This is a genomic window from Sporocytophaga myxococcoides, assembly GCF_000775915.1.
Taxonomy (GTDB): Bacteria; Bacteroidota; Bacteroidia; order Cytophagales; family Cytophagaceae; genus Sporocytophaga; species Sporocytophaga myxococcoides_A.
In genome coordinates this window covers 411,963-435,648 of sequence record NZ_BBLT01000005.1, presented here as the reverse complement: position 1 = coordinate 435,648, position 23,686 = coordinate 411,963, and the positions used below count along the sequence as shown (strand labels likewise).

Genomic DNA, 23,686 nt, shown 5'->3' with positions numbered 1-23,686 from the left:
CATATGGATAGACCTACATTTTATAAGCAAAGAATAGAGATTGTCCATGCTCAAAATGGGGAATGGACAAGCCAGTTAAATCTAAATCTCGATGAACTAACCATTTATCAAAACAAGTTAGATGAAATTAAAATAAACAAGATTGATAAGAATAAAGAAGATGATTTAAATTCACTATATGAGAAAATTCATCTTAAAAGAAAAGAAATTGAACATTTATTACTTAGGATTAAAGCCAACGAAAATGAAGCTGTCTATTCAGGACAAGTGCATACCAGAAGAATCAGTTATGAGGCGTCTGATGAATACTCAGAAATTGAACATGAATTAGAGCAATTCATATTATCATTTAAAGATTTAAAGAATGATTTTTTAAAATTTCTTAATAATGATTCTTAACGAAGGTCAAAATCAATTATTAAATCATGACAACTCCTGTACTCCAGATTAAATTATTAATGAAGTCCTCTCCAATTTTAAATAGGGAATTAAGGAAGTAGAATTTATGGCGTCATTCTTCTCCTGTATTTTTTAATTGTGATAATAAATAATATGCACCATTTATTACAATATTATCAGAATTACTGATATCCTCTAAAGGAGTGACCTCTATAAATTCTAATTCTGTTACACCAGTTTCAACTTCTTTCATTTCATATATATAAATAATTTCATTATTTCGCATTTGTTTCTTTTTAAAAACAAAGACATATTTTTTATCCCCTGACTCAACAACGGATTGAACTGGCAATGCATTAACCCTCGTTCTTCCTACATCAATAAGTCCATTTACATAAACTCCCGGCACTAGTCCGATCTTTTCGTTATTTACAATCTCAGCATGAACTCCTAAAGCTCTGGTTATCGGATCAAATGATTTCCCAACTGCAAATATTTCTCCCATAATTTCTAAATCTTTTTCATTAGGTAAATAAAACGCTATCTTCTGACCAGTCTTTACCTTATACCAATCTTGCTCATATACCATCAGTTCTGCATGAATATGACTATTATCTACCAATTCAAAAATTGTTTTTACAGGTTCTGCAAAACTTCCGATTGTAATATTGACCTTGTTTATATAACCGCTGAATGGAGCCTTAATTGGGATCTGTGATACAATCTTCTTTTTTTCAAGATCATCCAAAGAAATAGAAAGTTTTTTTAGTTGATCTGTTAATGAAGCTAGTTTGCTTAATTGTGATTCGTAATTTGCCTCAGTCTGCTGAAACACTTTACCTGAAGCTATATTATTATTATAAAGTATTTTTTGCCGCTCATAATCCTTTTGAATGAATTTTAAATTGTCTTTGGTTTTCAGGTATTCTTCCTGAATTCTGGTGAAATCAGGATGCTCAATAGTTGCAAGCACTTGATCTTTTTTTACATACTTTCCTTCTATTACATAAATATTTTTCACTACACCTCCCATAAAGGTAGAAACAGATGCAAATCTTTGGGGAGGAAGTTTTAGGTATCCATTTGCCTTAACCACACTTTTAAGATCTTTTTTTACCATATTGCCAAGTGTGACTTTAATCGTTTGATATTGCAACTGGCTTAATTCAACAATCTTTGACTGGTCAATGGAATCATTCACTGCTGAATCTTCATTTTTATCCATTTTCTTAGTATCAGCCGAATTACAGCTATTTATAAGAAAGGGTAGTAATATAAAGTAAATGAAAATAGGGCAGGCTTTCATAAGTTATTTTTCTCCAATTAGATATTGAGCAATAATAATGGATTGGTTATAGTAATTTATATAATCAAGATAAGACGCCTTAACTATCAATGCCCTGGTTAAACTTTGAAGATACTCCAGGTAGCTAATCTCTCCAGATCTATAAGCTATGTTTCCATTATTTATGATCAAATCTGAATTAGGTAAAGCATTTCTCTCATAATAAAGAAGGCTTTTCTGAAATTTAGTGATCTGTTGTAACTGAATAGACATCTCCCCTTCAATATTTTTATGGACAAATGAGAAATTACTTTCAAGTGCTTTTTCATATAATTGCGATGCCTGTATCCTGGCCCTATAAGGACGATACCATAGCGGAAAAATAAGACTTACCTGTACTGTTTGAAACCTATGACTTATGGGATAATAAACTTCCTTACCTTCTTTATTAGATCCCGGTCCTTTTAATGATTGATTAAGATAGCCAATTGCAAAATAGGGTAACAATCTTGATCTCTCCAGACTAACTCTTCGTCTCCCTTCAATAATTTGTTTTTGAGCATAGCCAAGATAGGGGTTTCCAGTAATGTTTATTGAATCACTTATTAAAGGAAAATCAAGCTTACTAAGTGGAATATCAGAAACTACTATTTTCTCTCTTGTATTAAGCAATACCTGTAATTGCTTTTCAGCTATAATAATATCGGCCTCCAGAACTGAAAGTAAATTTCTCACTTCCATTAATTGGGTCTGAGCAGTCACCTGTTCGAGGTAATTGGATTCACCTGTTTTAAACTTCAAACTGGTGGCTTCTGCAAACTTTGCGAAAAGGCTATCTTCATAAAAAAGAAACTTTCTTTTTGACTGAAGATACAGGAGTTGATAATAACTACTTTTTACATTTTTTATAAGGTCATTTTGAGTAATGGCCATCCTTTTCTCTCCTATTTCCAGATTTGCCTGGTTAACTTTAGCTTGATTGATATAAACCTGAGGGAGGCTAAAATCCTGAACAAAATTAAAACTATTATCCAGGAAAATACTGTTGTATTGCCCATATTGAAAAGTCATATTGGTTCTGGACAGATCGAATGAAGTCCTTTTGATTGCATTTAGAGACTGTAATTCATAATCCATTGACTGAACACTTGCATTATTGCGTAAAGCAAAATCTATAGCCTGTTCAATTGAGAGCGGCTGGGGAATGTTCTGAGCTGAAGATGACTCCCCGTAAAAAAAACTTCCTAAAATCAGTAGAAAGAATATAGATATATAAGAATTTGAAGAGCTTCCGGAATCATCTTTTTTCTTCTCTTTCATAAAATAAATATATAGCACAGGCAATACCAAAAGAGTCAACAAGGTAGCTGATATAAGTCCGCCTATTACTACCGTTGCAAGTGGTTTTTGAACTTCAGCTCCGGCAGAAGTAGAAATAGCCATCGGAAAAAAACCAAGGGATGCCACTGTAGCAGTCATCAGTACAGGACGTAATCTTAATTTAGTGCCCTTTAAAACTCGTTCTTCTACATCTTCAACTCCCTCCTTTTTCAATATATTAAAATTACTGATAAGTACAATTCCGTTGAGCACTGCGACACCAGACAGAGCAATAAATCCAATGCCTGCAGATATACTGAAAGGCATTCCTCTAATAGTTAGAGCAATAATTCCACCAATCGCAGAAAAAGGAATAGCAGTAAAAATTAATAATGTCTCTTTAAAAGAATTAAAAGTGAAATAAAGAAGCATCAGAATCAGGCCAAGGGCAATTGGAACAACAACATATAAACGCTTCTTAGCCTCTTGTAAGTTCTCAAATTGACCTCCATAGGTTATGGAATAACCAGGTGCCAGTTTTAATTTCAGATCCGCCTTTTGCTTAATTTCATTCACTAAAGACTCGACATCCCGGTTCCTTACATTTACTCCTACCGTAATTCTCCTTTTGGTTTGTTCTCTCGAAATCTGCATAGGACCAGATTTAAATTCAATAGTAGCTACCTCTGTTATTGGTATCTGAGCTCCAGTCGGAATTGGGATATATAATTCTTTAATGTTATTTATATCTTGCCTGAATTTTTCTTTTAATCTTACTACCAGATCAAATCTCTTATCTCCTTCATAAACAATTCCAGCTGCTTCTCCTGCAAATGCCATTCTCACTATTCTGTTTAATTCCTCTACAGATATTCCGTACTGGGCAATTTTATTTCTCTTATACGTCACAATTATCTGCGGTAATCCGATCACTCTTTCAACATAAATATCAGCAGCACCTTGAACACCTTTAGCAATAGAAGCAAGCGTATTGGCTTTCTCTGCCAGTACATCAAGATCATCTCCAAAAATTTTAATAGCTATATCCTGCCTTGTACCTGTAATCAATTCATTAAAGCGCATTTGTATGGGCTGCTGAAAACTTGTATTTAAACCTGGAATAGCAGAAAGGGCCTTACTCATTTTCTCAGCAAGCTCATCCTGCGTAGTGGCATTTTTCCACTCATCCTTTTCTTTTAACATAATGATGAGATCATTACTTTCAAGAGACATCGGATCTATAGGAATTTCTGAAGTACCAATTTTCCCAACAACCCCGTTAACTTCAGGAAACTGTTTCAGTAATATTTCAGATGCTTGCAAGGAAGTTTTAATGGTCTGATTTAATGAACTGCCAGGCAAAATTCTGGTTTCAACAGCAAAATCCCCTTCTTCAAGTGTAGGCACAAACTGACCACCCAGTCTCGTAAATAAGAGTATAGCCACTACTAAAAAAGAAACAGCGATAACAATAACCAGTCCTTTATGCTTCACTGTATATTCAATGATTGGTTCATAGAATTTGTTAATGGCATCCATGAATCTGTCCGATATATTCCTTTTATGGGCGGTTTTCCTACTTAACAATAGTGCTGAAGCCATTGGTACATAAGTAAGAGAAAGAATCAGCGCACCAAGGATTGCAAAGCTTACCGTTTCTGCCATTGGGCGAAACATCTTTCCTTCTATCCCCTCCAGAGATAAAATCGGAATGTATACCATTAGTATAATTATTTCTCCAAATGCCGCTGACTTCCTGATTTTTGTGGATGCTAGAAATACCTGAACATCCATTTGGCTCCTTGACAATTTATTATACGATAAAAGCTCTTTATTCAAGGTAATGTTATGGACAATTGCTTCAACGATAATTACTGCTCCATCTACAATAAGTCCAAAATCAATGGCTCCAAGGCTCATCAGATTTCCTGAAACTCCAAAAATATTCATCATGGAAAAAGCAAACAACATGGAAAGAGGAATTACCGAAGCTACAACTAATCCTGCACGTATATTTCCAAGAAACAATACCAAAACAAAAATGACGATTAAGCCCCCTTCTATTAAGTTTTTACTTACAGTATGAATAGCTTTATTGACTAATTTACTGCGGTCAATAAAAGGCTCAATGGATATACCCTTAGGAAGATTTTTTTCTATATTCTTTATCCTTTCTTTTACATTCTCTATTACTTTAGCAGAGTTTGAACCTTTCAGCATAAGTACAATTCCACCTACAACTTCACCTTCATTATTTTTGGTCATTGCTCCATACCGAATGGCTGAGCCATAATCAACATTTGCAACATCCCTGATGAGCAAAGGTATTCCGTTCACTTCCTTTATTGAAATTTTCTGAATATCCTCTAAACTGGTTACAAGGCCTATTCCCCTGATAAAATAACTATTGGGATCTTTATTAATATAAGCTCCTCCTGTGTTTTGATTATTCCTTGATAACGCATTAAAGATTTCCGAGAATGTAACATTCATACTTCTCAGTTTTTCAGGATTAATGGAGACTTCATATTGTTTGAGATAACCACCAAACGAACTCACATCTGCAATCCCTGAAGTCCCTAAAAGCTGTCTTTTAACTGTCCAGTCTTGTATTGTTCTTAAGTCCATTGCAGAATACTTTTTTTCATATCCTGGCTCAACACGAAGTACATATTGGTATATTTCACCCAGTCCGGTAGTTATGGGAGCCAACTCTGGCACACCTATTCCAGGTGGTATTTGCCCCTGAGCTGTTTTAAGCCTTTCACTGATTTGCTGCCTGGCCCAATACACATCAGCCCCGTCTTCAAAAACAACCGTAACCACAGACAAGCCAAACCTTGAAATAGATCTTATTTGCACTAGCTTAGGTATGTTGGCCATGGACAGTTCAATTGGAAACGTAATAAATTTCTCTACCTCCTGAGCTGCCAGTGTAGGTGTAGAGGTAATCACTTGTACCTGATTATTGGTAATGTCTGGTACAGCATCAATAGGTAATTTCGAGAGAGAATACAAACCCCAAAAAATAAGAGCAATCGTAAAAAAGCCAATAATTATCTTATTCCTTATGGAAAAACTAATCAGGCTGTCAATCATAAAAAAATGATAAGTGACAATAAATATTCAATGCCCTTAACTAAGAATATCCAATGAATGTTTTGATAAAGAAATTATAACTTGGGAGTAAATTGAGACAAATCAAAGATGTCCGATGATTTTTCCAAATCTGCTACTTTGTCCACAATCATTTCAAATCCTCCTTTTCCGAACAGCTTCTGTTCATTTTTTTCAAATTCTTCTCCTAAAGAATCATATTCATTCTTAGATACAATCTTTCTGAATGCAGGAAACAGAACTGTATCTTCCCTGGCTTCATGTGGACTATACATTCTATTGAACATAAATAATAATTCAGCTAAATTTTCATTTTCAGCTTCAGTTCGTTTTCTATTCTTACTAAGCATTAAGATTTTATCCGTTACACTTCGTCCTGCCTGATGTTGCAGTAATAAGACCTGAACAAGATCTGTTAATTGATTTGCTTTTTGAAAGCGCGGAAAAATGTAGTTCTCTTCCTGTTTTTCATGATAGTCTTCAATAAATGCCCTGATGATATTAGCAGAATTGGTTATTATCTCATCTGGAAATGATTTTTTATTTATAATATTCAGTCGACAAGTATCATATATCAGTAATATACGTTTTAACACTCCATGTTCTTGCATTAGGTCTTCAGGAGGAGATACTTCTTTTTCTCCCTCTTCTTCAATTTCACCTTTTGAATTTTCCTTTTTAGAACAAGCTGACATAAAACCTAATCCACCGATATTGACTGCAGCAGTCACCATCAGACTTTTCTCAATAAAGCTTCTTCTATCTGTATCCATTTGTTTTTGAGTATATTTATTTAAACTATCCCTCCAATTTCATTATTTCATAAAGTCACAGAATTGCATTTTCTCAGAAATATCCATTGATGATGAAATAACATAAACCTTATTATCAAAACTTAAAGCAGCTAAAATAATGTCTATTTCAAATTCCCAACCGTCTTTACGTAATCCCAAAACTTTACGGTGAGTTGCCATTTTTTTATCAAGAGAATTGGTAAAATATTCCCTTACATGATCTTTATGTTTTTAACGCGAAGAAACAGGAACAAGAATTTCTATCTCTTTCCCCAAAATCTCTTCAGGAGTGTTCCAAACACATTAACAACTTTATTATTTGCAATTTTAATAACGCCATCTTTATTTGTTACAATAATTGCGTCACGCATCCTTTGAATTAATCCATCCAGTAATCCACTTGCATCTGTTGTCATAAATCAAAATGGACAGTAGTTCGAACATAACAAACAGGTAGATAAACTGTTTTATAAAAAGGCTCTACGACTACTTCCTTAAAGACTTTATGATTTTTTTTGATCAAATAAGAGATGACATTTTTCAGAGGACTCCTACCTTAAAAAATCTTATTAATTAGAAGAAAAAAATAAGTATTTTATAAATTATAATCTACTTCTTAAGACTATCAAAACCTGAGATGAGATCAAACAGTTCTTCATCTATCTTATTTTGCCTTAACCTGTTATACCCGGACTTATAATCATCCAAAAGTTGCTCAATATTTTTTTCCGCTCTTTGCATAGAAGCGAAACGACTTGAATTTTCACTGGATAATGATTCTGCACAAGACTGAAATAAGGAAACAAAAAGATATTCATTGATAAGTGAAAAAAGTACCTCCTCTTTTCTTCCTATGATCTGTGGAATTTTATTTGAAGGCCATTTATTTCTTTTCATCTTTTCCTTCCATTTGAGTTCTAAAGGAAGTACATGTTTTACAGAAGGCTGATATAATGACATGTTTAAAGGTCTGTGGTTATAAATTTTTAATGAGTCGCCATCTACATTCATTTCAGATAAAACATCTAATAGTATTTGACCAACCAAAGGGTTAATTGCTTTTACTGAATTTGGTACTTCATATGTTTTTTTGAGAACAAAACCTGCCTCTTCAAGATCAGACCTTAACTTTTCACCTATACAAAAAATATTCACTTTATAGCTATCATTTTTAATATCCATGATTAGAAATTCTTTCATCACAGAATTAAATTCTCCAACTAACCCTTGATCAGTCCCAAATACAATTAAACAAATTTTTCCTTTACCTTTCTCGCTTTCTTTAAGATCGACTCCTCTAAAGAACGTCGATAAACTGACCTCAACTGTATCATTATAATCCTGCAAAGCTATTACCGCTTGTTCATATTGACCAAGACTTGAGCCTGCAATTAATTTCATGGTTTTTACCACTGAATGCAACTCATAAAGTCCATCTACCTTTTCTTTAAACCCCTCAATTGATTCCATTTAACAGTCTATTTAGACATCAATAAATGCTGCAGATTATCTTTCAATAAACGTACTAGTTTATCTCTATTACGTTCTGATAACTTTTCACTCAATAAAACTGTCTCCAACTCACCCAAGTCTTTAGACCTTTGCTTAATTATATTTTCAGCCATCTTCATTTTATTTAAAGGAATTGAATCAAACAACCCTTCAGTCAAAGCAATTAAAATCAATATTTGTTCCTGCAATGAAACAGGTTTGGATTCCTCCTGTTTTAAGCACATTCTAATGCGCTGTCCATGTTCAATTATTTGCTTTGTTCTTTCATCAAGCTTTGCTCCGAATCTTGAAAAATTTTCCAGCTCTTCAAATTGTGAATAGGCCAGCTTGAGATCACCTACTACTGATTGATAAATAAACTTCTGGGCTGCCTTCCCTACACGTGAAACCGATTTTCCTATATCAACTGCAGGTAAAATTCCCAATTCAAATAATTTAGGTGATAAATAGATTTGTCCGTCTGTAATAGAAATAAGATTTGTCGGAATGTAATCGGAAATATTTTCCGCTTCTGTTTCGATGATTGGTAGTGCTGTTAATGAACCTCCTCCAAGCTCTTGTTTCAGATGAGTGGAACGTTCAAGCAACCTTGAATGAATATAAAAAATATCACCGGGATAAGCCTCTCTGCCAGGGGGTCTTCTCATTAATAGAGAAATTTCTCTATATGCGAGGGCATGTTGGGTCAGGTCATCGTAAACTATAAGAACATCCTTTCCTTTTCTCATAAAATACTCTGCTATACTTGTTGCAGCATATGGAGCGATGTACTTTAGCCCGGGTGAGTCGTCGCCCTTTGTTACTACCAATATGGTATAATCTAAAGCACCATTTTCTTCCAGACGACTTATTACCTTAGCTATTGAAGAAGCCCTCTGACCTATTGTACAATAAACACATAAAACATTTTCATTCTTCTGATTAATAATTGTATCTACAGCAATTGCTGTCTTACCTGTTTGTCTGTCTCCCAAAATCAGCTCCCTTTGTCCCCTGCCAATAGGAATTAGCGCATCAATGACTTTTATACCAGTTTGCAAAGGAACATCAACAGGAATTCTATCCACAATGGAAGGTGCATCACGTTCAATGGGAAAATTTTTATAATCATCCACAGCAGGCTTACCATCCAAAGGTCTGCCCAGTGGATCAATCACACGACCTATTAACTTCTCACTAACAGGCACATCAGTTATACGTCCTGTTCTTTTCACTTCATTTCCAACCTGAAGCTTATCACTATTTCCCAATACGATAACACCAACTTCATTATGTAAAAGTTGAAAGGTAATTCCAAAAAGATTTTCTGAAAACTGGATAAGCTCATCCACTGCTACTCCCGAAAGACCAGATACCATGACTATACCTTTCGAGATATTTGTAATAATACCGATATCCTCTATAATTAAATCAGTTGAAAAATCAGCTACTTTATGGGATAGATTATGAAACATTTTACTTGCAGAGCTTTTAAGGTTATACATTCAGAATTCTCTTTTTCAAATCCAGAATTATTTCGCATCTAACAATGCATTCACACTATTTAAATAATCTTTAATACTCCATGCTACCCGATAACCATTGATTATAAGTTCAACTCCACATATTAGGTCAGGCTCAATTTCATAATGAATCTCATTTATATCAGCAATCTTTTTTACAATTGTCCCTATTTGTTCTTTTAAAGATGAATTTATTTCATAGGCACTTTTGACAATTGCTATCTGATCTGCAATACCGTTATTAGTTGTTAATTTTTCAATTTTCTCCCCATCAATATTTCTTAATCGTTCAATAAAAATCTGGGTAACTACCTCCTGAAGATGAAGTGAAGATAGATCTTTAAGAACCTTTTTAGATAAAGAAAAAACCTCCGTTTCCAACTTTTTTACCAATTCATCTAAATACTGCTCTTTCTCTTCTTTAATAGCTTTGGTTAAATTATTTTTTAATTGATCTGACATCTTATATACTTCCATAAAGCGTCTTTTTTTTTCCTCTTCAACCTCTTGTATAATCTTTTTTAAAAGCTCTTCTTTATGATTTTCAAAATCTTCACTTTTCTTCTGAAGATCATTCTGTATCTGATTTGCTTCAGCCATCTTGAGTTCAGTTAATTTAATTAAACCTTCTCTTTCCTTTTCCCTGTTTGAAATTGCATTTAATACAGGCTTATACAATAACTTTTTAAGCAACCATGCAAGTATGATAAAATTTATTATCTGTGCTATTATGGTAAACCAATTAATTTTCATGTTTATTTTCCACCATTAGAAATGATGTAATTCCAGAATGGATTTGCAAAGATCAGAATCATTGAAACTACAAATGAATAAATTGCCATTGACTCGATCATTGCCAGCCCCACAAAAAGCGTTCTTGTAATCGTTGGTGCAGCATCCGGTTGCTGAGCTATTGAAGTCATCGCAGAAACGATTGCTCTTCCTTCACCTATAGAAGGAGCAATACATCCTATACTGGTTGTAAAACCAGCCATAATTATAGAAATCAATGAAATAATAGTTGTCTGATCCATACCTATTAACATTAGTTTATTTTTATTTAATCCTGGAAGCTGCAGCTATATAAACAGTTGCCAAAACAGTAAATATATAAGCTTGAACCATACCTGTAAGCAATCCCAAAATTGTCATAACAACAGGGAATATAAGTGGTGTCAGGCCAACTAAAATGGTAACAATCAAAGTTCCACTCATAATATTCCCAAACAATCTTATTGCTAGAGCAATTGTCCTGGTTAATTCACTTATAATATTAAATGGCAACATAATGAAAGTAGGTTCAATATAGGATTTAAGATATCTCAGAATCCCTTGCTTCGCTATTCCGAATACAGGAACTGCAAAAAAAACACAAACAGCAAGGGCGATCGTTGTGGATACAGAACCTGTCGGAGGTTCATACCAGGGTATTATAATCAATATATTCGAAGTGACGATAAAAAGAAATAATGTTCCTATAAATCCTAAATATCTTTCTGGTTCTTCCAGTCCTATTTCTTTAATCTGTTCATTAATTACGTCAATAAGAAGTTCAACCATAACTTGTCCCTTTGAGCCCTTTATTTTCTTAAAACTGAAGAATGAAATTAAAGATATTGCGGTAAGAAGTATCAATACTCCCCAGGTAGTAACAATGGTTAAATCAATTTTTACAAATCCATATTGCCAAAACACAAGGTCATCAGGGCTTATTCTCATGATTAAATTCTTTAAAATCAAAGCTCTTGACCATTTTTGTGATAGTGATTCTTGCTAACATGAATCCAGCAAAACTTACTAAAAGATTTAACCAGTCTTTATCAAACAGGTAATAAAATCCTATTAATGAAAATGAAATTCTAAGGATAAAACTACCAAGAAATGCAATACCTGGATTCTTTAGAGAAATGCAATATTTTACAGTTAGCCAAAGGCCACCATAAAATATTGCTCCCAGAAATAACCCACCTAAAAAGCAGATTATGAATGTCAGGTTATTCATCAATATCCTTTTGTTCTTTTTTTATTTCTTTATTTTCTTTTTCTATCCAATTCCAGGCAAGCACACATCCTCCAACAACCCCTGCAATCAATAAAGAGAGTGTCCAGGAAAATTCCTGATGGAACTTCTTATCCAGCCAAAGCCCTAAAAAAATCCCGATGAACGTGGGAATTACAATTAACCAACCAATTACCCCTATAAAACCAAGTCCAAACCAAACTCCTTTATTTCGTTTTTTTATTTGTTTGAGTTTTCTTAACTCCTTTGACCTGAATGATGAAAACTTGTCATCTCTATTCATTTATTCCTTGATAGTTGACTCTGCATATTTTTTAATGAAATTACTTTCAAGCAGAGCAATTGTTCTCTTATATTCCTTTTCCTGCTCATCTAAAGTAAGAAATTCACTTTCAATTTTTTTATACAGCTCTCCTAATTCTACACCTCCAATGACATCTCTTACTGACAGATATACGTTTTTACCAGTCTTTCTCAAAACGCCCTCATCAGTTGCCAGATAAACCGATCCTTGTGAATCACTTTTATAAAATAATATTCCAGGTACCACTATAGCAACACAGTCCAGTCTATGTGGCAAGTAGCCATACTGACCATCAGTAGTTTCTACAACTAAACTTCTTACATCCTTTATCTCTGCATAAATCTTAAACGGAAGTAATATTTTAAGATGCATGTGGGAATATCCTTCATCCATATTATGAGTCATTTAATCACCTCATCAATTTTTCCAATCATATAAAAAGTATCTTCTGAATAAGATTTAAATTCATCATTCAGTATTCTCTCACATCCATTAAGGGAATCTTCAAGGTCTACCATCTTTCCTTTTATTCCACTGAAATTTTCAGTTGCTACGAAGGGTTGAGTTAAGAATCTTTCAAGTTGCCTTGCTCTTCTTACCAAATGTCGATCCTCCAATGACAATTGATCTAATCCCAACATTGCAATAATACCCTTTAGATTCTCATACCTTGAAAGTGTACTTTTAACTTCATGAGCAATTATATAGTGTTTTTCTCCTACAACAGAAGTATTAATCATCTTTGAATTAGATTTCAAAGGATCAACAGCTGGATATAACCCTTCACTGGATTTCTTTCTGGATAATACAATTGATGCAGCCAAATGAGAAAACGTATGCACTGCAGATGGATCTGTGAGGTCATCTGCGGGAACATAAACAGCCTGAATAGATGTTATTGCTCCACTAGAAGTATTGGTAATCCGCTCTTCTAATTGTGCTAGTTCTGTTGCAAGACTTGCCTGATATCCCAACCTGGATGGCATTAACCCCATCAAACCCGAAACTTCCATTCCGGCCTGGATAAACCTGAAAATATTATCAATAAGGAGTAATACATCCTTACGTTCTTCATCTCTGAAATACTCTGCCATTGTTAATGCGGTATGGCCTACTTTAAATCTGCATCCGGGAGGCTCATTCATTTGACTAAAAACCATAATCATATCTTTCATAACTCCTGCAGCTTTCATTTGTCTGTACAACTCCTCACCTTCCCGACATCGCTCACCTATACCACAGAAAATGCTGACACCACTATAATAACCAATCATATTATGGATCATTTCTGTAAGTAAAACAGTTTTACCAACCCCTGCTCCTCCAAACAATCCAGCCTTACCTCCTTTTTCCAGAGGTGCTAAAACATCTATAACTTTTATGCCAGTTTGAAATATTTCTGTTTTTGTTACTCTTTTATCCAAAGGAGGGGGAAGCTGATAAATACTTTTCCTTCTTTCAATATTCACTTTTTCTCCAGAATCAATCGTATTACCAAATACATTGAATATATGTCCTAGCAATTGATTTCCTATAGGTATATCTATTGGACTACCAGTATCTTCAACTGGAACACCTCTGGATAACCCCTGCGTTGAATGAAGTGCAATACACCTGACAATATTTGAGTTCAATTGAAATACCACCTCAAGCGGTATTTTCATGTTACTTTCAGCAATTAATAAATTCTGAATCGCAGGTAAGGAATTATCAAACCAAATATCTACAACACTCCCCTGAATACTGAAAACTTTCCCTTTCGTTAGCTTGTAGTTCAATTTCAATTATTTGTATTAGGACTTAGGCACAACTTACTATGTAAAATATTGTTTATTGCTTCGACGGAATCAGGAAAATTCATTCATCACTTCTTTTTTATGACCAAGTAATTTTCGATCTAAAAAAATCAGATAACAATTTCTAATTACTCAAACTTCCTCTTAAAATACTTATAGCCTTCAAGCCAGAATACACTAAAAAATGCCACAATTACGCAGGCAATAATCTGCCTCATAGAAATAGGATCTAAAAGAAACAGCTCTCTTGTAAAAGAAAAATAAAGAATGCATATTAGAAGAAACACAGTAAGACTAATAATAAAAAAAATCAAAGGATTTTTATAACTCAATGTTTTAATTATACTTTCTTTAAAAGAACGGTTTTCCAATGTAAGAAAAATATTAGCGACCACTATATTAGTAAAAACCAAAGTCCTTATCTCACGTTCTGATAAACCTTCTTTCATTGTATTATAATACAGAATTAGAACTCCTGCAGAAATTACCAACCCTTGAAGAATACTTATCGACAACTCACTTAAGCTCAGAAAACCTTTAGCTGTAGAACGAGGCTTTGCTACAGAGGCTTGAATTTCTATTGGTTCACGTTCATAAATAATAGAGCAGGTTGGTCCCATGATAAGCTCAAAAAATATAATATGAATAGGAGAAAAAATATTAACAATATCCCAACCCAGCAATAAAGGTCCGGTCACAGTTGTAATAATGGCAATATGGATGGATAAAATATATCTGATTGCTTTTTTAAGGTTCTCATATATTTTCCTTCCGGACACTATTGCTAAAAACAAGTGTTCCAGATCATTGTCTAAAATAATGATAGATGAAGCCCTTTTTGCAATTTCTGTCCCCTTGGACCCCATTGCCACGCCTATATCAGCCTTTCTCAAAGCCGGACCATCATTCACTCCATCTCCAATCATTACAACAATTTCGCCTTCTTCTTTCAACGTTTGTACAACCTTTAGTTTCGCATCAGGAAACATTCTGGCAAAAATTCTTTTATTCTGAATTACTTTAGATAACTCACCCTGAGGAATACTTTCAATTTCTGCACCAGTTATAAGTTCATTACCCCCTTTAAACTCAATCTCCCGTGCTATTGTCTGAATAGTCTCGGGATAGTCACCCGATATAATTTTAACTTTGATTCCAGCATCATAAAATCTTTTTAGAACACCTTTAATATTCCTCTTCGGAGGATCATATAAAGCTATAAGTCCAAGTATAGTCCACACAAAATCTTTTTGATCATTCGGAAAATTATCACCATTAAAATGAGCTTCAGCCACGCCTAATACACGGAATCCATCTCCTGCAAACTCTTTTGCTACCGAAATTATTTTACTTGCATCTCTATCAGACAATTTTGAGTATCGAATAACTGATTCCACTCCTCCTTTACAAGCTACAATTCTATTTCCTTCTTTATTTTCATATAGATGAGTCATTACAGGTGGTGAACCAGATAAGGGATATTCATGAATCATTTTGTATTGTTGCCGCTGATCTGCTGTTACTGAATGTCCATAAGCTTCATGAATTGCGATTTCCATGGGGTCATAGGGTGCCGGTTCACTTGACCACATTGCATAAGCAAGAACTCTTTTACCAGAAGGACTCAAACTGATAATATTATTGACTAAGTCTTCAGGATAAGTATATACCTTCGCTACAGACATTTTGTTTTCAGTTATTGTACCTGTCTTATCGATACATATTGTAGTTGCGGAGCCAAGAGTCTCAACAATCAAAGGATCTTTTGCCAGAACATTTTCTTTTAAAAGTCTCCAAGAACCTAAAGCCATAAAAGTTGAAAAGGCAACAGGTATTTCTTCCGGCAAAATAGACATGGCCAGAGCCAGCGCAAATAAAAGTGAATTTAATATTTCACCGGACTTGTAGTAATTGATTCCCAACACCAGCAAAAAAGCAACTACCCCTGCAAATGCCATTCTACGGACAAACACCCTCAGCTCTTCCTGAAACCTGCTCCTTTTCACCTCCATGCCCTCAATTGATTTCCCCAACTTGCCCAACATAGTACTATTGCCAACTTCTTCTACCTTCAAAATAGCGTTGCCTGTTTTCACTGTAGAACCAAAATAAACTTTGTTATTACCAGGTTGATTTTTTTTCTCTATGGCAAAGGATTCTCCTGTTAAAATCGACTCATCAACTGTAAAATCATGAGCTTCTAGAATCACACCATCTATTGGAATTTGCTCCCCTTCTTCGATAAGAAGAATGTCTCCCACAACCAGTTCCTCAGAAAAAATTTTAAATTCCTTACCATTTCTTACAACTCTTGTCTTAGGTTGACTCATTTCCTTTACAGCATCCAAGGCCGCCTTACTCCTTCTTTCCTGAAAAAAAGAAATGGAAGCGACAAGAACCATAGCGATAAGCATTAAGAATCCTTCTGAATATTGCCTTACTAAAAAATAAACAATACAAGCTGCAATGAGCAATAAAAACATAGGCTCTGTCACGACTTCTTTTAATAGTTTAAAAGTGCCGTGATTTTCCCTTTTGATTTTATTAGCTCCGAATCTTGATCTACTATCTTTTATCTGAGATTCAGTCAGACCTGAATAGCGAGGTAATTCTCCTTTCATTGAATGCTAATTCACAAAATCATCAAATGTTTTTAGACTTTTAAATAAAGCTCTCGATAGATTAAACTTATAAAATAAGAAGACAGATGAACATTCCCTATCTTAATTATACTGAACTTTTAAGCTATTGAACCTATTTAAGTTCATGTAATGATCCTATACTTTATAAAAATAATCTTCAAACATAAGTATTTATTAAAAGTTATTTTGAATTACCTATAGATTAGGAATAAACCCCAAGCAGATTAATATACCTGAGTGTCTGGTATGCAAATTTATTCTTATTACATCTATGACAATGCAGATGCAGATGCACATTACCACTTTATTATGTGACCTTGATGGTGTATTAACCCGTACAGCAAAACTTCATGCTAAAACCTGGAAAATTCTTTTTGATGAGTTTCTTAAAAAACAAGCAGAACAGCATAATGAAGAATTTCAGGAATTCAATACAGCAACCGATTATCCAAAATATGTAGATGGCATACCTCGCCTGGATGGGATTAAAAGCTTTCTGAAATCCCGAAATATTTCCATTCCGGAAGGCACCTCAGATGATCCGAATACTTCAATAACTGTTAATGGTTTGGGAAAACAAAAGAATTTAATATTTCACAAACTCTTGAAAACAGAAGGAGTAGAAACATTCTCTTCCTCCATTGAAGCTTTAAAAGCATGGAGAAAATCAGGATTAAAACTTGCGGTCGTTTCTTCAAGTAAAAATTGTAAACAAATACTTGAAGCTTCAGGAATAGTTAATTTATTTGATGTTATAGTGGACGGAGTTATCAGAGAAGAAAAAAAACTAAGAGGTAAACCTTACCCTGATACATTCCTTTATGCCTGTAAACTTTTGCAAGTAAAGCCTGATGATACTGCTGTTGCAGAGGATGCTGCTTCAGGCATAAAAGCAGCTGTAAAAGGAAACTTTGGATTCACTATTGGAATTAAAAATGATAATAACTTCAATCTACTGAAAGAGGCAAAAGCAGATACAATTGTTAATAATCTCAGTGAGTTAAATTATAACGGAAACCGATTTCAATTGCTATAGAATAGACTATATAATGAACAACTGGATCTTAGAATATTTCGGTATGGATGGAGCCAATGAAGGGCTTCGTGAAGCATTATGTACACTCGGAAATGGACAAATTGCTACACGGGGAGCGGCAGAAGAATCATTCGCTGATGGGATTCATTACCCTGGGACATATCTTGCTGGTGGCTATAACAGACTAAAATCAGAAGTTTCCGGCAAGGTCATTGAAAATGAAGATCTCGTCAATTGGCCCAATTGGTTATGCCTTACTTTTAAAGTGGAAGATGATGATAACTGGTTCGATTTATCCCAAAAAAAAGTACTTTTTTATAAACAAAAATTAGACATAAAACATGGACTCTTAATAAGAGAGATGAGATTTTCAGACAACAAAGATCGTGAAACATCTATCATCAGTACCAGATTCGTAAGCATGAACGATCAACATATGGCAGCAATCCGATGGGAGTTTAAAGCAATCAATTGGTCTGGTAATATAGTTATCCGCACATCTCTAGATGGAAATATAAAAAATGAAGGGGTTAAACGTTATCAGAAATTAAATAACGAACATCTTAATATTATTGATCTTGGTCAATTTGAGAAGGACAATATTTATCTGTTAGTTCAAACGAATCAGTCCCGCATTTACATGGCCCAGGCTTCCTCTTGTCAAGTTTTCCAGGATAATGAAAAAGTTAATTTTCAATACGAAATCGATAAAATAAAAGGAAAAATAAGTCAGAATATCTATTTAAACGTTACTCAGGCAAAAGAAACTATAATAGAAAAAACAGTAGCTATTTATTCTTCCAAAGACATGGCAATAAGTGAGCCTCTTGTGGAAGCTAAAAATTCTATTAGTAAAAGCGAAACCTTTAATGATCTAAAAAAAAAACATCAATATTCCTGGAATGTTTTGTGGGATCGTTTTGATTTTTATTTTTCAGATCCTGGAAATACAATCTTACTACTTCACTTACATATATTTCATCTGCTTCAAACTTGTTCTCCACATACTATTGGTAAAGACGTAGGTGTACCTGCACGTGGTTTGCACGGAGAGGCTTATAGAGGTCACATATTCTGGGATGAACTATTTATATTCCCATTATTGAACTTCCTATTACCTGATCTAACCCAATCACTTCTTAAATATCGCTTCCATCGTTTAGATGCTGCAAAAAGACTTGCTATAAAAGAAGGATTACAAGGAGCAATGTATCCCTGGCAAAGTGGAAGTAATGGAAGAGAAGAAAGTCAAGTCCTTCATCTTAATCCAAATTCTGGCAAATGGGGACCAGACAATACTTACTTGCAAAGACATGTTAACCTTGCAATAGCTTATAACATATGGCAATATTATGAAGTAACAGGTAATATTCCGTTTATGAAAGTTTATGGTGCAGAAATGTTATTGGAAATATCAAAATTCTTTTCAAGTATATGTACCTGGAATAGTCACAAGGAGCGATATGAAATATTAAAAGTAGTAGGACCAGATGAGTTTCATACTTCATATCCAGATTCAGAAGAGCCTGGAATTAATAATAACGCATATACCAACTATATGGCATCCTGGCTTTTTACCAAAGCAATAAAAATCCTCAAGCTGATTGGAAATGCACGCAGAGCCGAATTACTTCAAAAATTAGATTTGAATGAAAAGACCATTTCAAAATGGGATGAAATCAGTCATAAATTATTCATTCCATTTATGGAAAATGGAATAATAGCCCAATTTGAGGGATATGAGAAATTAAAAGAATTTGATTGGAACGGATACCGGAAAAAATATAAAAATATCCAGCGATTAGACAGAATACTAAACGCAGAAAATGATTCTGTGAATAATTATAAGGCCTCCAAACAAGCTGATGTATTAATGTTATTTTATCTGTTTTCTTCAGAAGAATTAGTTGAATCATTTGGAAAATTAGGATATGACTTTACACCCAATCATATTCCGAATAATATAAACTATTATATACCCCGTACATCAGACGGTTCAACACTTAGCCGAATAGTTCGTTCATGGGTTGAAGCACGTTCTAAGCGTGAACATTCCTGGTATTTTTTCCATGAAGCATTGATGAGTGATTTTAAAGATGTACAAGGTGGAACAACTGCAGAAGGCATACATCTAGGTTCTATGGCGAGCACGGTAGATATCATTCAGCGTTGTTATACCGGACTGGTAACACGTAATGATGTTTTATGGCTTAATCCCTCTTTTCCAAAAGAAATAGATTCAATGGACTTAACACTATATTATAGAGGCCTTTGGTTAAAGATTTTTTTCCGCCCAAATGAATGTAAAATTGAAGCGAGTGATGGAGCTCTACAACCAATTACTATTGGGTTTAAGGATGAAAAAATACTGTTAAAACCCGGAGACACTATAATAATTCCTATTCATAGGTAAAATGTTCTATTATATATTAAATAGGATTAGTGACTTAACTCCTGTTATAAAATCAATTATGCATCGATTTCATATTAATCTTTTTAATCTTGTTTTGCCACTTTTCTCCTTAATGAGTAACCTAAAGAATCAAGGCTGTGAGGAAATTGCGTTAAGAAATTTCCTCATGGCCGGTCCTTTTTGACAAGGGGTATTAAAACACTAATCTTAATATTAAATAAATTGGAATATCTATCAGGAGGTGAAATAGACTTATCACTCAAAAATAGAGCGAACAAAAGCAAGAGTACTATAAAATTTAAACGTCTTTTACAATAAATAATCAATTCTATTCTATTATCTTCATATAGCCTCATCTTCCTTATCGCTCAACTTGCCTTTGGGGTTAGTTTCTTTAAACAATCCTCCTTTAGGATCCAGATAACCTTTATTAGAAAGCGGTGTCAGTAGTACTAAGGTGAGAAAATTCACAATACATAGCATAAGAGAGATCTCCACTCTGCCAAATCCTATACACATGCCAATAGCAGCTGTATTCCAGATACTGGCTGCAGTAACAATGCCTTGGATGTCCCCCTTTTCTTTTAATATCATTCCCCCTCCGATAAAGCCAATGCCACTTAGCATCCCCTGCATTGTGCTTCCAATTATCGATGGGTCTCCATTGCTTATACTTACACCTTTTGCCAGAATTACAAACCCACAACTTGCCATTGATACAATAGGGAACGTACGAAGACCTATACTATCAACTCCTTTCCCTCTCTGCCAACCTACGGGTATTCCCAATAACAATGCAATAAAAATCAGTATTACAGAATGGCCAAAGGTCCTGAGGCTAAAACCGATAAATTGCAAAGGTTCAGCAATAAATTCCATAGGTTTTGTATTTTATCATGGCCCCAAACTAAAAAAGACAAGCAATCTGTTTGTACTATTATATAGTAATACAAAATACTTACATTCATGACAAATGTTTAATTATCTGCTGTAATCAAATATTTATTTTGATCTTAATTTATCTCTTACTTCCATTAGTGCAAAGCCCAGTAGATTTAGTCCATTCCACCTTAATGGATTATCAGCTTTGTCGCTATCTGCACTCAGGCCAATGCCCCATATTTTGTCGACCGGACTTGCTTCTACTATAATTTTATCTTTCGTAGAAAGTAAATAATCTTTAAGATCGGCATGCTGCGAAAATTTGTGTAAGTTTCCAGCTACTACAATTCCAAAACGTTTATCTGCCCAGATATCTTCCTGATAATTCAGTACTTGTCGACCAATCGCTTTAGCTTCCTTTGGTGATCCGGCAATAAGTATCTTTTCATATGCCTCCGTATCTCTGAACAATAGTGCCTTTTGTCCCATCATCCAATGTTCTGCTGTCTTATATATAACACCATCAACTTTGAATGAAACACTCCACCATTGACTGAAACAAGTTGGTGTTAAATCTCCGTTTTTGCTTTTCTGATGTCCCCAAAAAAATAAAAACTTAGACCTTTTTCCTTTCTTATAATTTTCAATAAGCCATTCTAAATTATATGTCATTGTTGTTGCTTAAAAAATTTGTAATAAATAATTAAACCTCCCAATCACTTCTGTATGTTACAGTCTTACGCCCATCATGTAACTCTGGTTTAATAATGGATACGACTACTTCAATCTTTTCACCAAATATTGCCTTAATTTCTTCAGTAACCTTATCTTTCAGCTCTTCATTACTCCATCCATTAAAAGTAAGTTTATAGTCTTTTGACTGATGCAGTGTAAATCCTGTGAGAGGCAGTTCGGCCATAGCTCTGGATATTTCAATATTATTAACTCTGCTACCTTCTTTAGCATAAAAACCTACAGGGTTTCGTGCTTCCAAATCAATAAGATAAGGAATTCCATTTTCAATTTTCAATGAACAAAAGTCTCCGGTGCGATACCTTATTAATGGGAGAAAAGGATTATTTCCCCCTGTAATAACGAGTTCACCTCTTTCTCCATAAGGCAAAAGAACGTCATCATGTTCTTCAAATATCTCAAGATACAAATCAATTTCAATTTATCACTTACTTCATTATGATAATATAACGAAAACATATAGGTTGTAATCGCACTGGTATCTGTAAACAGATACTGATTTGCTTTATACAATTGCTGATCTTCCTGAAGCAAATGTCCTTCTGCGATTTCTGTCAACTGATCCAAAGTAAGTCTTCTGTCTGATTGGTTTTGCTCCCAATACTCTCTGCCATATTCAGGCATCCAGACTGTTTTATATTCCTCTGATAATTTTTTAGCTAACGTAGTTTTTCCTGTAAACGGAGCTCCCAGGAATACTACATTTACTACAAAATCCTTATAAACAACAGGTGATAAATAATTTTTATGAAGAAAAACATTTTCTCTCACTAAAGTTCCTGATATCGGCACTACAGTCCTAGCCCTATCCACTTCTCTGTTTAAAGCTCCTAAAGATTGACTCATGTGATCACCATAAAATTCACTTGAATAAAAATGTGTTATCTTCCTTCCCTTCAGCAATCCTGAAATATAATCTTCCTGAATCTTTTTAATCTCTGATGAATCTCCCGTTACCGAAGGTCCATCTACACCTTCTATCACTTCAACATTCGGGTATAATGTCCGTATCCAGGATGCTCTGATATTTAAAGGTATGCCTGTTACTTCAGGTGCATCATATATCACTATGATTACATCATCCATCTCACGGATGGCAGTTTCAATCATGTATTGATGCCCCTTATGAAAAGGAGCAAATTTACCAAGAGTCAGTCCTGTAGTTTTCATTTAACCAGAATAGATTTAGCCTGATAATAATCCTTACGCCATTCTGCAAGCCCTGAAATAGCCATAAAAAGGAATAACAGATACAAACCTGTAGTCCAATAAAGTTCTTTATACCAGTAAACATAAATAGCCACTATATCAGTATGAATCCAGAGGATCCAGGATTCAAGTTTTTTCCTGGACATAAGCCATTGAGCAATCAGGCTTGAAGACATGATGAAAGAATCCGGATAAGTAAGTGATGCGTCTGTATACAATGTAAAAGTGAATCCTAATATAAGAGTCAATGCCAGACACAAAGCTCCATAGATATATGTAAACTTTCCACAAAGAGTAATTCCAGAACTTTCTTTATTAATATTACTTTCACTCCAATGGTACCATCCATAAATACTAAGCAGTACATAGATGACATGCAAAACCATATCTGCATAAAGTTTTGCCTGATAAAAAACAGAAATATAAAGCACTACCTGAACGAGCCCTATAGGCCAACAGGCAATATGTTGTTTTATAGTAAGCCATACACAAATTACTCCAAATATTGTTGCTATGATCTCTATTTCAGACATGTTATTAAAAAATCACTATTCTAACCTTTCGCCAACTTTTATAAGTAAGGCCTAAGTCATTATAAACTTCTGACTTATACATGTTTTTAAATATACTATTTATATGAAACTTGAACAACCCAATTTGAATCCGACACATAATATTAATACTGAATCGTTTTAATCAAAA

General features: G+C 34.2%; 23 protein-coding genes. 3 read left to right on the top strand and 20 right to left on the bottom strand.

Features of this window, described 5'->3' with window-relative positions; all coding sequences use genetic code 11:
* Window positions 1-3: 3 nt before the first annotated feature.
* Complete coding sequence (locus MYP_RS14345; protein ID WP_045464566.1) at window positions 4-399, top strand: hypothetical protein; 396 nt, start codon at window positions 4-6, stop codon at window positions 397-399.
* A gap of 112 nt (window positions 400-511) precedes the next feature.
* Here MYP_RS14345 and MYP_RS14340 read toward each other — a convergent pair whose 3' ends face one another.
* The 15 genes from MYP_RS14340 to MYP_RS14280 all read right to left on the bottom strand — a co-directional run bounded on the left by MYP_RS14340 (window position 512) and on the right by MYP_RS14280 (window position 16,670).
* On the bottom strand, window positions 512-1,624 hold the full coding sequence (locus tag MYP_RS14340) for an efflux RND transporter periplasmic adaptor subunit (RefSeq protein WP_052430223.1): 1,113 nt from the start codon (window positions 1,622-1,624) through the stop codon (window positions 512-514).
* A gap of 84 nt (window positions 1,625-1,708) precedes the next feature.
* Window positions 1,709-6,103 (bottom strand): CusA/CzcA family heavy metal efflux RND transporter, encoded by a 4,395-nt coding sequence (locus MYP_RS14335; protein WP_045464562.1) that lies wholly within the window; start codon window positions 6,101-6,103, stop codon window positions 1,709-1,711.
* Window positions 6,104-6,177: 74 nt separating this feature from the next.
* A complete protein-coding gene (locus MYP_RS14330) occupies window positions 6,178-6,894 on the bottom strand; it encodes a hemerythrin domain-containing protein (protein WP_052430222.1) in 717 nt (238 codons plus the stop codon).
* 42 nt (window positions 6,895-6,936) lie between these two features.
* Window positions 6,937-7,095 carry a hypothetical protein gene (locus MYP_RS26115; protein WP_156140622.1) on the bottom strand — a complete coding sequence of 53 codons (159 nt, stop codon included), beginning with the start codon at window positions 7,093-7,095 and terminating at the stop codon, window positions 6,937-6,939.
* An 80-nt stretch (window positions 7,096-7,175) separates the two neighbouring features.
* On the bottom strand, window positions 7,176-7,331 hold the full coding sequence (locus tag MYP_RS26110; protein WP_156140620.1) for a hypothetical protein: 156 nt from the start codon (window positions 7,329-7,331) through the stop codon (window positions 7,176-7,178).
* A 193-nt stretch (window positions 7,332-7,524) separates the two neighbouring features.
* The gene (locus tag MYP_RS14325; RefSeq protein ID WP_045464560.1) at window positions 7,525-8,385 is read right to left on the bottom strand and encodes a F0F1 ATP synthase subunit gamma; all 861 of its coding nucleotides are present in this window, start codon (window positions 8,383-8,385) and stop codon (window positions 7,525-7,527) included.
* 8 nt (window positions 8,386-8,393) lie between these two features.
* Entirely contained in the window at window positions 8,394-9,911 is a 1,518-nt protein-coding gene (locus MYP_RS14320; protein WP_052430221.1) for an alternate F1F0 ATPase, F1 subunit alpha, read from the bottom strand.
* A gap of 27 nt (window positions 9,912-9,938) precedes the next feature.
* Window positions 9,939-10,682 carry a F0F1 ATP synthase subunit B family protein gene (locus MYP_RS14315; protein WP_045464558.1) on the bottom strand — a complete coding sequence of 248 codons (744 nt, stop codon included), beginning with the start codon at window positions 10,680-10,682 and terminating at the stop codon, window positions 9,939-9,941.
* Between the two features lie 2 nt (window positions 10,683-10,684).
* Window positions 10,685-10,963: a F0F1 ATP synthase subunit C gene (locus MYP_RS14310; RefSeq protein WP_045464753.1), complete on the bottom strand. Its 279-nt coding sequence runs from the start codon at window positions 10,961-10,963 to the stop codon at window positions 10,685-10,687.
* A 22-nt stretch (window positions 10,964-10,985) separates the two neighbouring features.
* Window positions 10,986-11,648 (bottom strand): F0F1 ATP synthase subunit A, encoded by a 663-nt coding sequence (locus MYP_RS14305; RefSeq protein ID WP_045464556.1) that lies wholly within the window; start codon window positions 11,646-11,648, stop codon window positions 10,986-10,988.
* Entirely contained in the window at window positions 11,632-11,931 is a 300-nt protein-coding gene (locus MYP_RS14300; protein WP_045464554.1) for an ATP synthase subunit I, read from the bottom strand. The genes MYP_RS14305 and MYP_RS14300 overlap by 17 nt, the downstream gene beginning before the upstream one ends.
* Window positions 11,924-12,232 (bottom strand): AtpZ/AtpI family protein, encoded by a 309-nt coding sequence (locus tag MYP_RS14295; protein WP_045464552.1) that lies wholly within the window; start codon window positions 12,230-12,232, stop codon window positions 11,924-11,926. The genes MYP_RS14300 and MYP_RS14295 overlap by 8 nt, the downstream gene beginning before the upstream one ends.
* A complete protein-coding gene (locus MYP_RS14290; RefSeq protein ID WP_197060084.1) occupies window positions 12,233-12,658 on the bottom strand; it encodes a F0F1 ATP synthase subunit epsilon in 426 nt (141 codons plus the stop codon). It abuts the gene before it with no gap.
* Window positions 12,655-14,031, bottom strand: a complete 1,377-nt coding sequence (gene atpD, locus MYP_RS14285; protein WP_045464748.1) for a F0F1 ATP synthase subunit beta — start codon at window positions 14,029-14,031, stop codon at window positions 12,655-12,657. Before atpD ends, MYP_RS14290 begins: the two co-directional genes overlap by 4 nt.
* Window positions 14,032-14,177: 146 nt before the next feature.
* Entirely contained in the window at window positions 14,178-16,670 is a 2,493-nt protein-coding gene (locus MYP_RS14280; RefSeq protein ID WP_045464550.1) for a cation-translocating P-type ATPase, read from the bottom strand.
* A 292-nt stretch (window positions 16,671-16,962) separates the two neighbouring features.
* Between MYP_RS14280 and MYP_RS14275 the strand changes: the two genes are divergently transcribed.
* Window positions 16,963-17,727 carry an HAD family hydrolase gene (locus tag MYP_RS14275; protein WP_052430220.1) on the top strand — a complete coding sequence of 255 codons (765 nt, stop codon included), beginning with the start codon at window positions 16,963-16,965 and terminating at the stop codon, window positions 17,725-17,727.
* Window positions 17,728-17,740: 13 nt separating this feature from the next.
* Entirely contained in the window at window positions 17,741-20,140 is a 2,400-nt protein-coding gene (locus MYP_RS14270; protein WP_045464548.1) for a glycoside hydrolase family 65 protein, read from the top strand.
* Window positions 20,141-20,482: 342 nt separating this feature from the next.
* Here the strand turns inward: MYP_RS14270 and MYP_RS14265 are convergent, their stop codons facing one another.
* From MYP_RS14265 to pnuC, 5 genes are all read right to left on the bottom strand, one after another.
* Entirely contained in the window at window positions 20,483-21,019 is a 537-nt protein-coding gene (locus MYP_RS14265) for an MgtC/SapB family protein (protein WP_052430219.1), read from the bottom strand.
* A 123-nt stretch (window positions 21,020-21,142) separates the two neighbouring features.
* A complete protein-coding gene (locus MYP_RS14260; protein WP_045464546.1) occupies window positions 21,143-21,694 on the bottom strand; it encodes an NADAR family protein in 552 nt (183 codons plus the stop codon).
* A gap of 31 nt (window positions 21,695-21,725) precedes the next feature.
* Window positions 21,726-22,052: a hypothetical protein gene (locus MYP_RS14255; protein ID WP_045464544.1), complete on the bottom strand. Its 327-nt coding sequence runs from the start codon at window positions 22,050-22,052 to the stop codon at window positions 21,726-21,728.
* A gap of 29 nt (window positions 22,053-22,081) precedes the next feature.
* Entirely contained in the window at window positions 22,082-22,945 is an 864-nt protein-coding gene (locus MYP_RS14250; RefSeq protein ID WP_052430218.1) for an AAA family ATPase, read from the bottom strand.
* A complete protein-coding gene (pnuC, locus tag MYP_RS14245) occupies window positions 22,942-23,517 on the bottom strand; it encodes a nicotinamide riboside transporter PnuC (protein WP_045464542.1) in 576 nt (191 codons plus the stop codon). The genes MYP_RS14250 and pnuC overlap by 4 nt, the downstream gene beginning before the upstream one ends.
* Window positions 23,518-23,686 lie beyond the last annotated feature (169 nt).

Excerpts from the sequence above, each read along its gene's own strand:
- MYP_RS14265 (WP_052430219.1), bottom strand. The coding sequence starts at position 21,019 with ATGGAATTTATTGCTGAACCTTTGCAATTTATCGGTTTTAGCCTCAGG.
- MYP_RS14330 (WP_052430222.1), bottom strand. The coding sequence starts at position 6,894 with ATGGATACAGATAGAAGAAGCTTTATTGAGAAAAGTCTGATGGTGACT.
- MYP_RS14275 (WP_052430220.1), top strand. The coding sequence starts at position 16,963 with ATGACAATGCAGATGCAGATGCACATTACCACTTTATTATGTGACCTT.
- MYP_RS14325 (WP_045464560.1), bottom strand. The coding sequence starts at position 8,385 with ATGGAATCAATTGAGGGGTTTAAAGAAAAGGTAGATGGACTTTATGAG.
- MYP_RS26115 (WP_156140622.1), bottom strand. The coding sequence starts at position 7,095 with ATGGCAACTCACCGTAAAGTTTTGGGATTACGTAAAGACGGTTGGGAA.
- MYP_RS14305 (WP_045464556.1), bottom strand. The coding sequence starts at position 11,648 with ATGAGAATAAGCCCTGATGACCTTGTGTTTTGGCAATATGGATTTGTA.
- MYP_RS14280 (WP_045464550.1), bottom strand. The coding sequence starts at position 16,670 with ATGAAAGGAGAATTACCTCGCTATTCAGGTCTGACTGAATCTCAGATA.
- MYP_RS14345 (WP_045464566.1), top strand. The coding sequence starts at position 4 with ATGGATAGACCTACATTTTATAAGCAAAGAATAGAGATTGTCCATGCT.
- MYP_RS14300 (WP_045464554.1), bottom strand. The coding sequence starts at position 11,931 with ATGAATAACCTGACATTCATAATCTGCTTTTTAGGTGGGTTATTTCTG.
- MYP_RS14250 (WP_052430218.1), bottom strand. The coding sequence starts at position 22,945 with ATGAAAACTACAGGACTGACTCTTGGTAAATTTGCTCCTTTTCATAAG.
- MYP_RS14260 (WP_045464546.1), bottom strand. The coding sequence starts at position 21,694 with ATGACATATAATTTAGAATGGCTTATTGAAAATTATAAGAAAGGAAAA.
- MYP_RS14315 (WP_045464558.1), bottom strand. The coding sequence starts at position 10,682 with ATGAAAATTAATTGGTTTACCATAATAGCACAGATAATAAATTTTATC.
- MYP_RS14340 (WP_052430223.1), bottom strand. The coding sequence starts at position 1,624 with ATGGATAAAAATGAAGATTCAGCAGTGAATGATTCCATTGACCAGTCA.
- MYP_RS14290 (WP_197060084.1), bottom strand. The coding sequence starts at position 12,658 with ATGACTCATAATATGGATGAAGGATATTCCCACATGCATCTTAAAATA.
- MYP_RS14270 (WP_045464548.1), top strand. The coding sequence starts at position 17,741 with ATGAACAACTGGATCTTAGAATATTTCGGTATGGATGGAGCCAATGAA.
- MYP_RS26110 (WP_156140620.1), bottom strand. The coding sequence starts at position 7,331 with ATGACAACAGATGCAAGTGGATTACTGGATGGATTAATTCAAAGGATG.
- MYP_RS14310 (WP_045464753.1), bottom strand. The coding sequence starts at position 10,963 with ATGGATCAGACAACTATTATTTCATTGATTTCTATAATTATGGCTGGT.
- MYP_RS14320 (WP_052430221.1), bottom strand. The coding sequence starts at position 9,911 with ATGTATAACCTTAAAAGCTCTGCAAGTAAAATGTTTCATAATCTATCC.
- pnuC (WP_045464542.1), bottom strand. The coding sequence starts at position 23,517 with ATGTCTGAAATAGAGATCATAGCAACAATATTTGGAGTAATTTGTGTA.
- MYP_RS14335 (WP_045464562.1), bottom strand. The coding sequence starts at position 6,103 with ATGATTGACAGCCTGATTAGTTTTTCCATAAGGAATAAGATAATTATT.
- MYP_RS14295 (WP_045464552.1), bottom strand. The coding sequence starts at position 12,232 with ATGAATAGAGATGACAAGTTTTCATCATTCAGGTCAAAGGAGTTAAGA.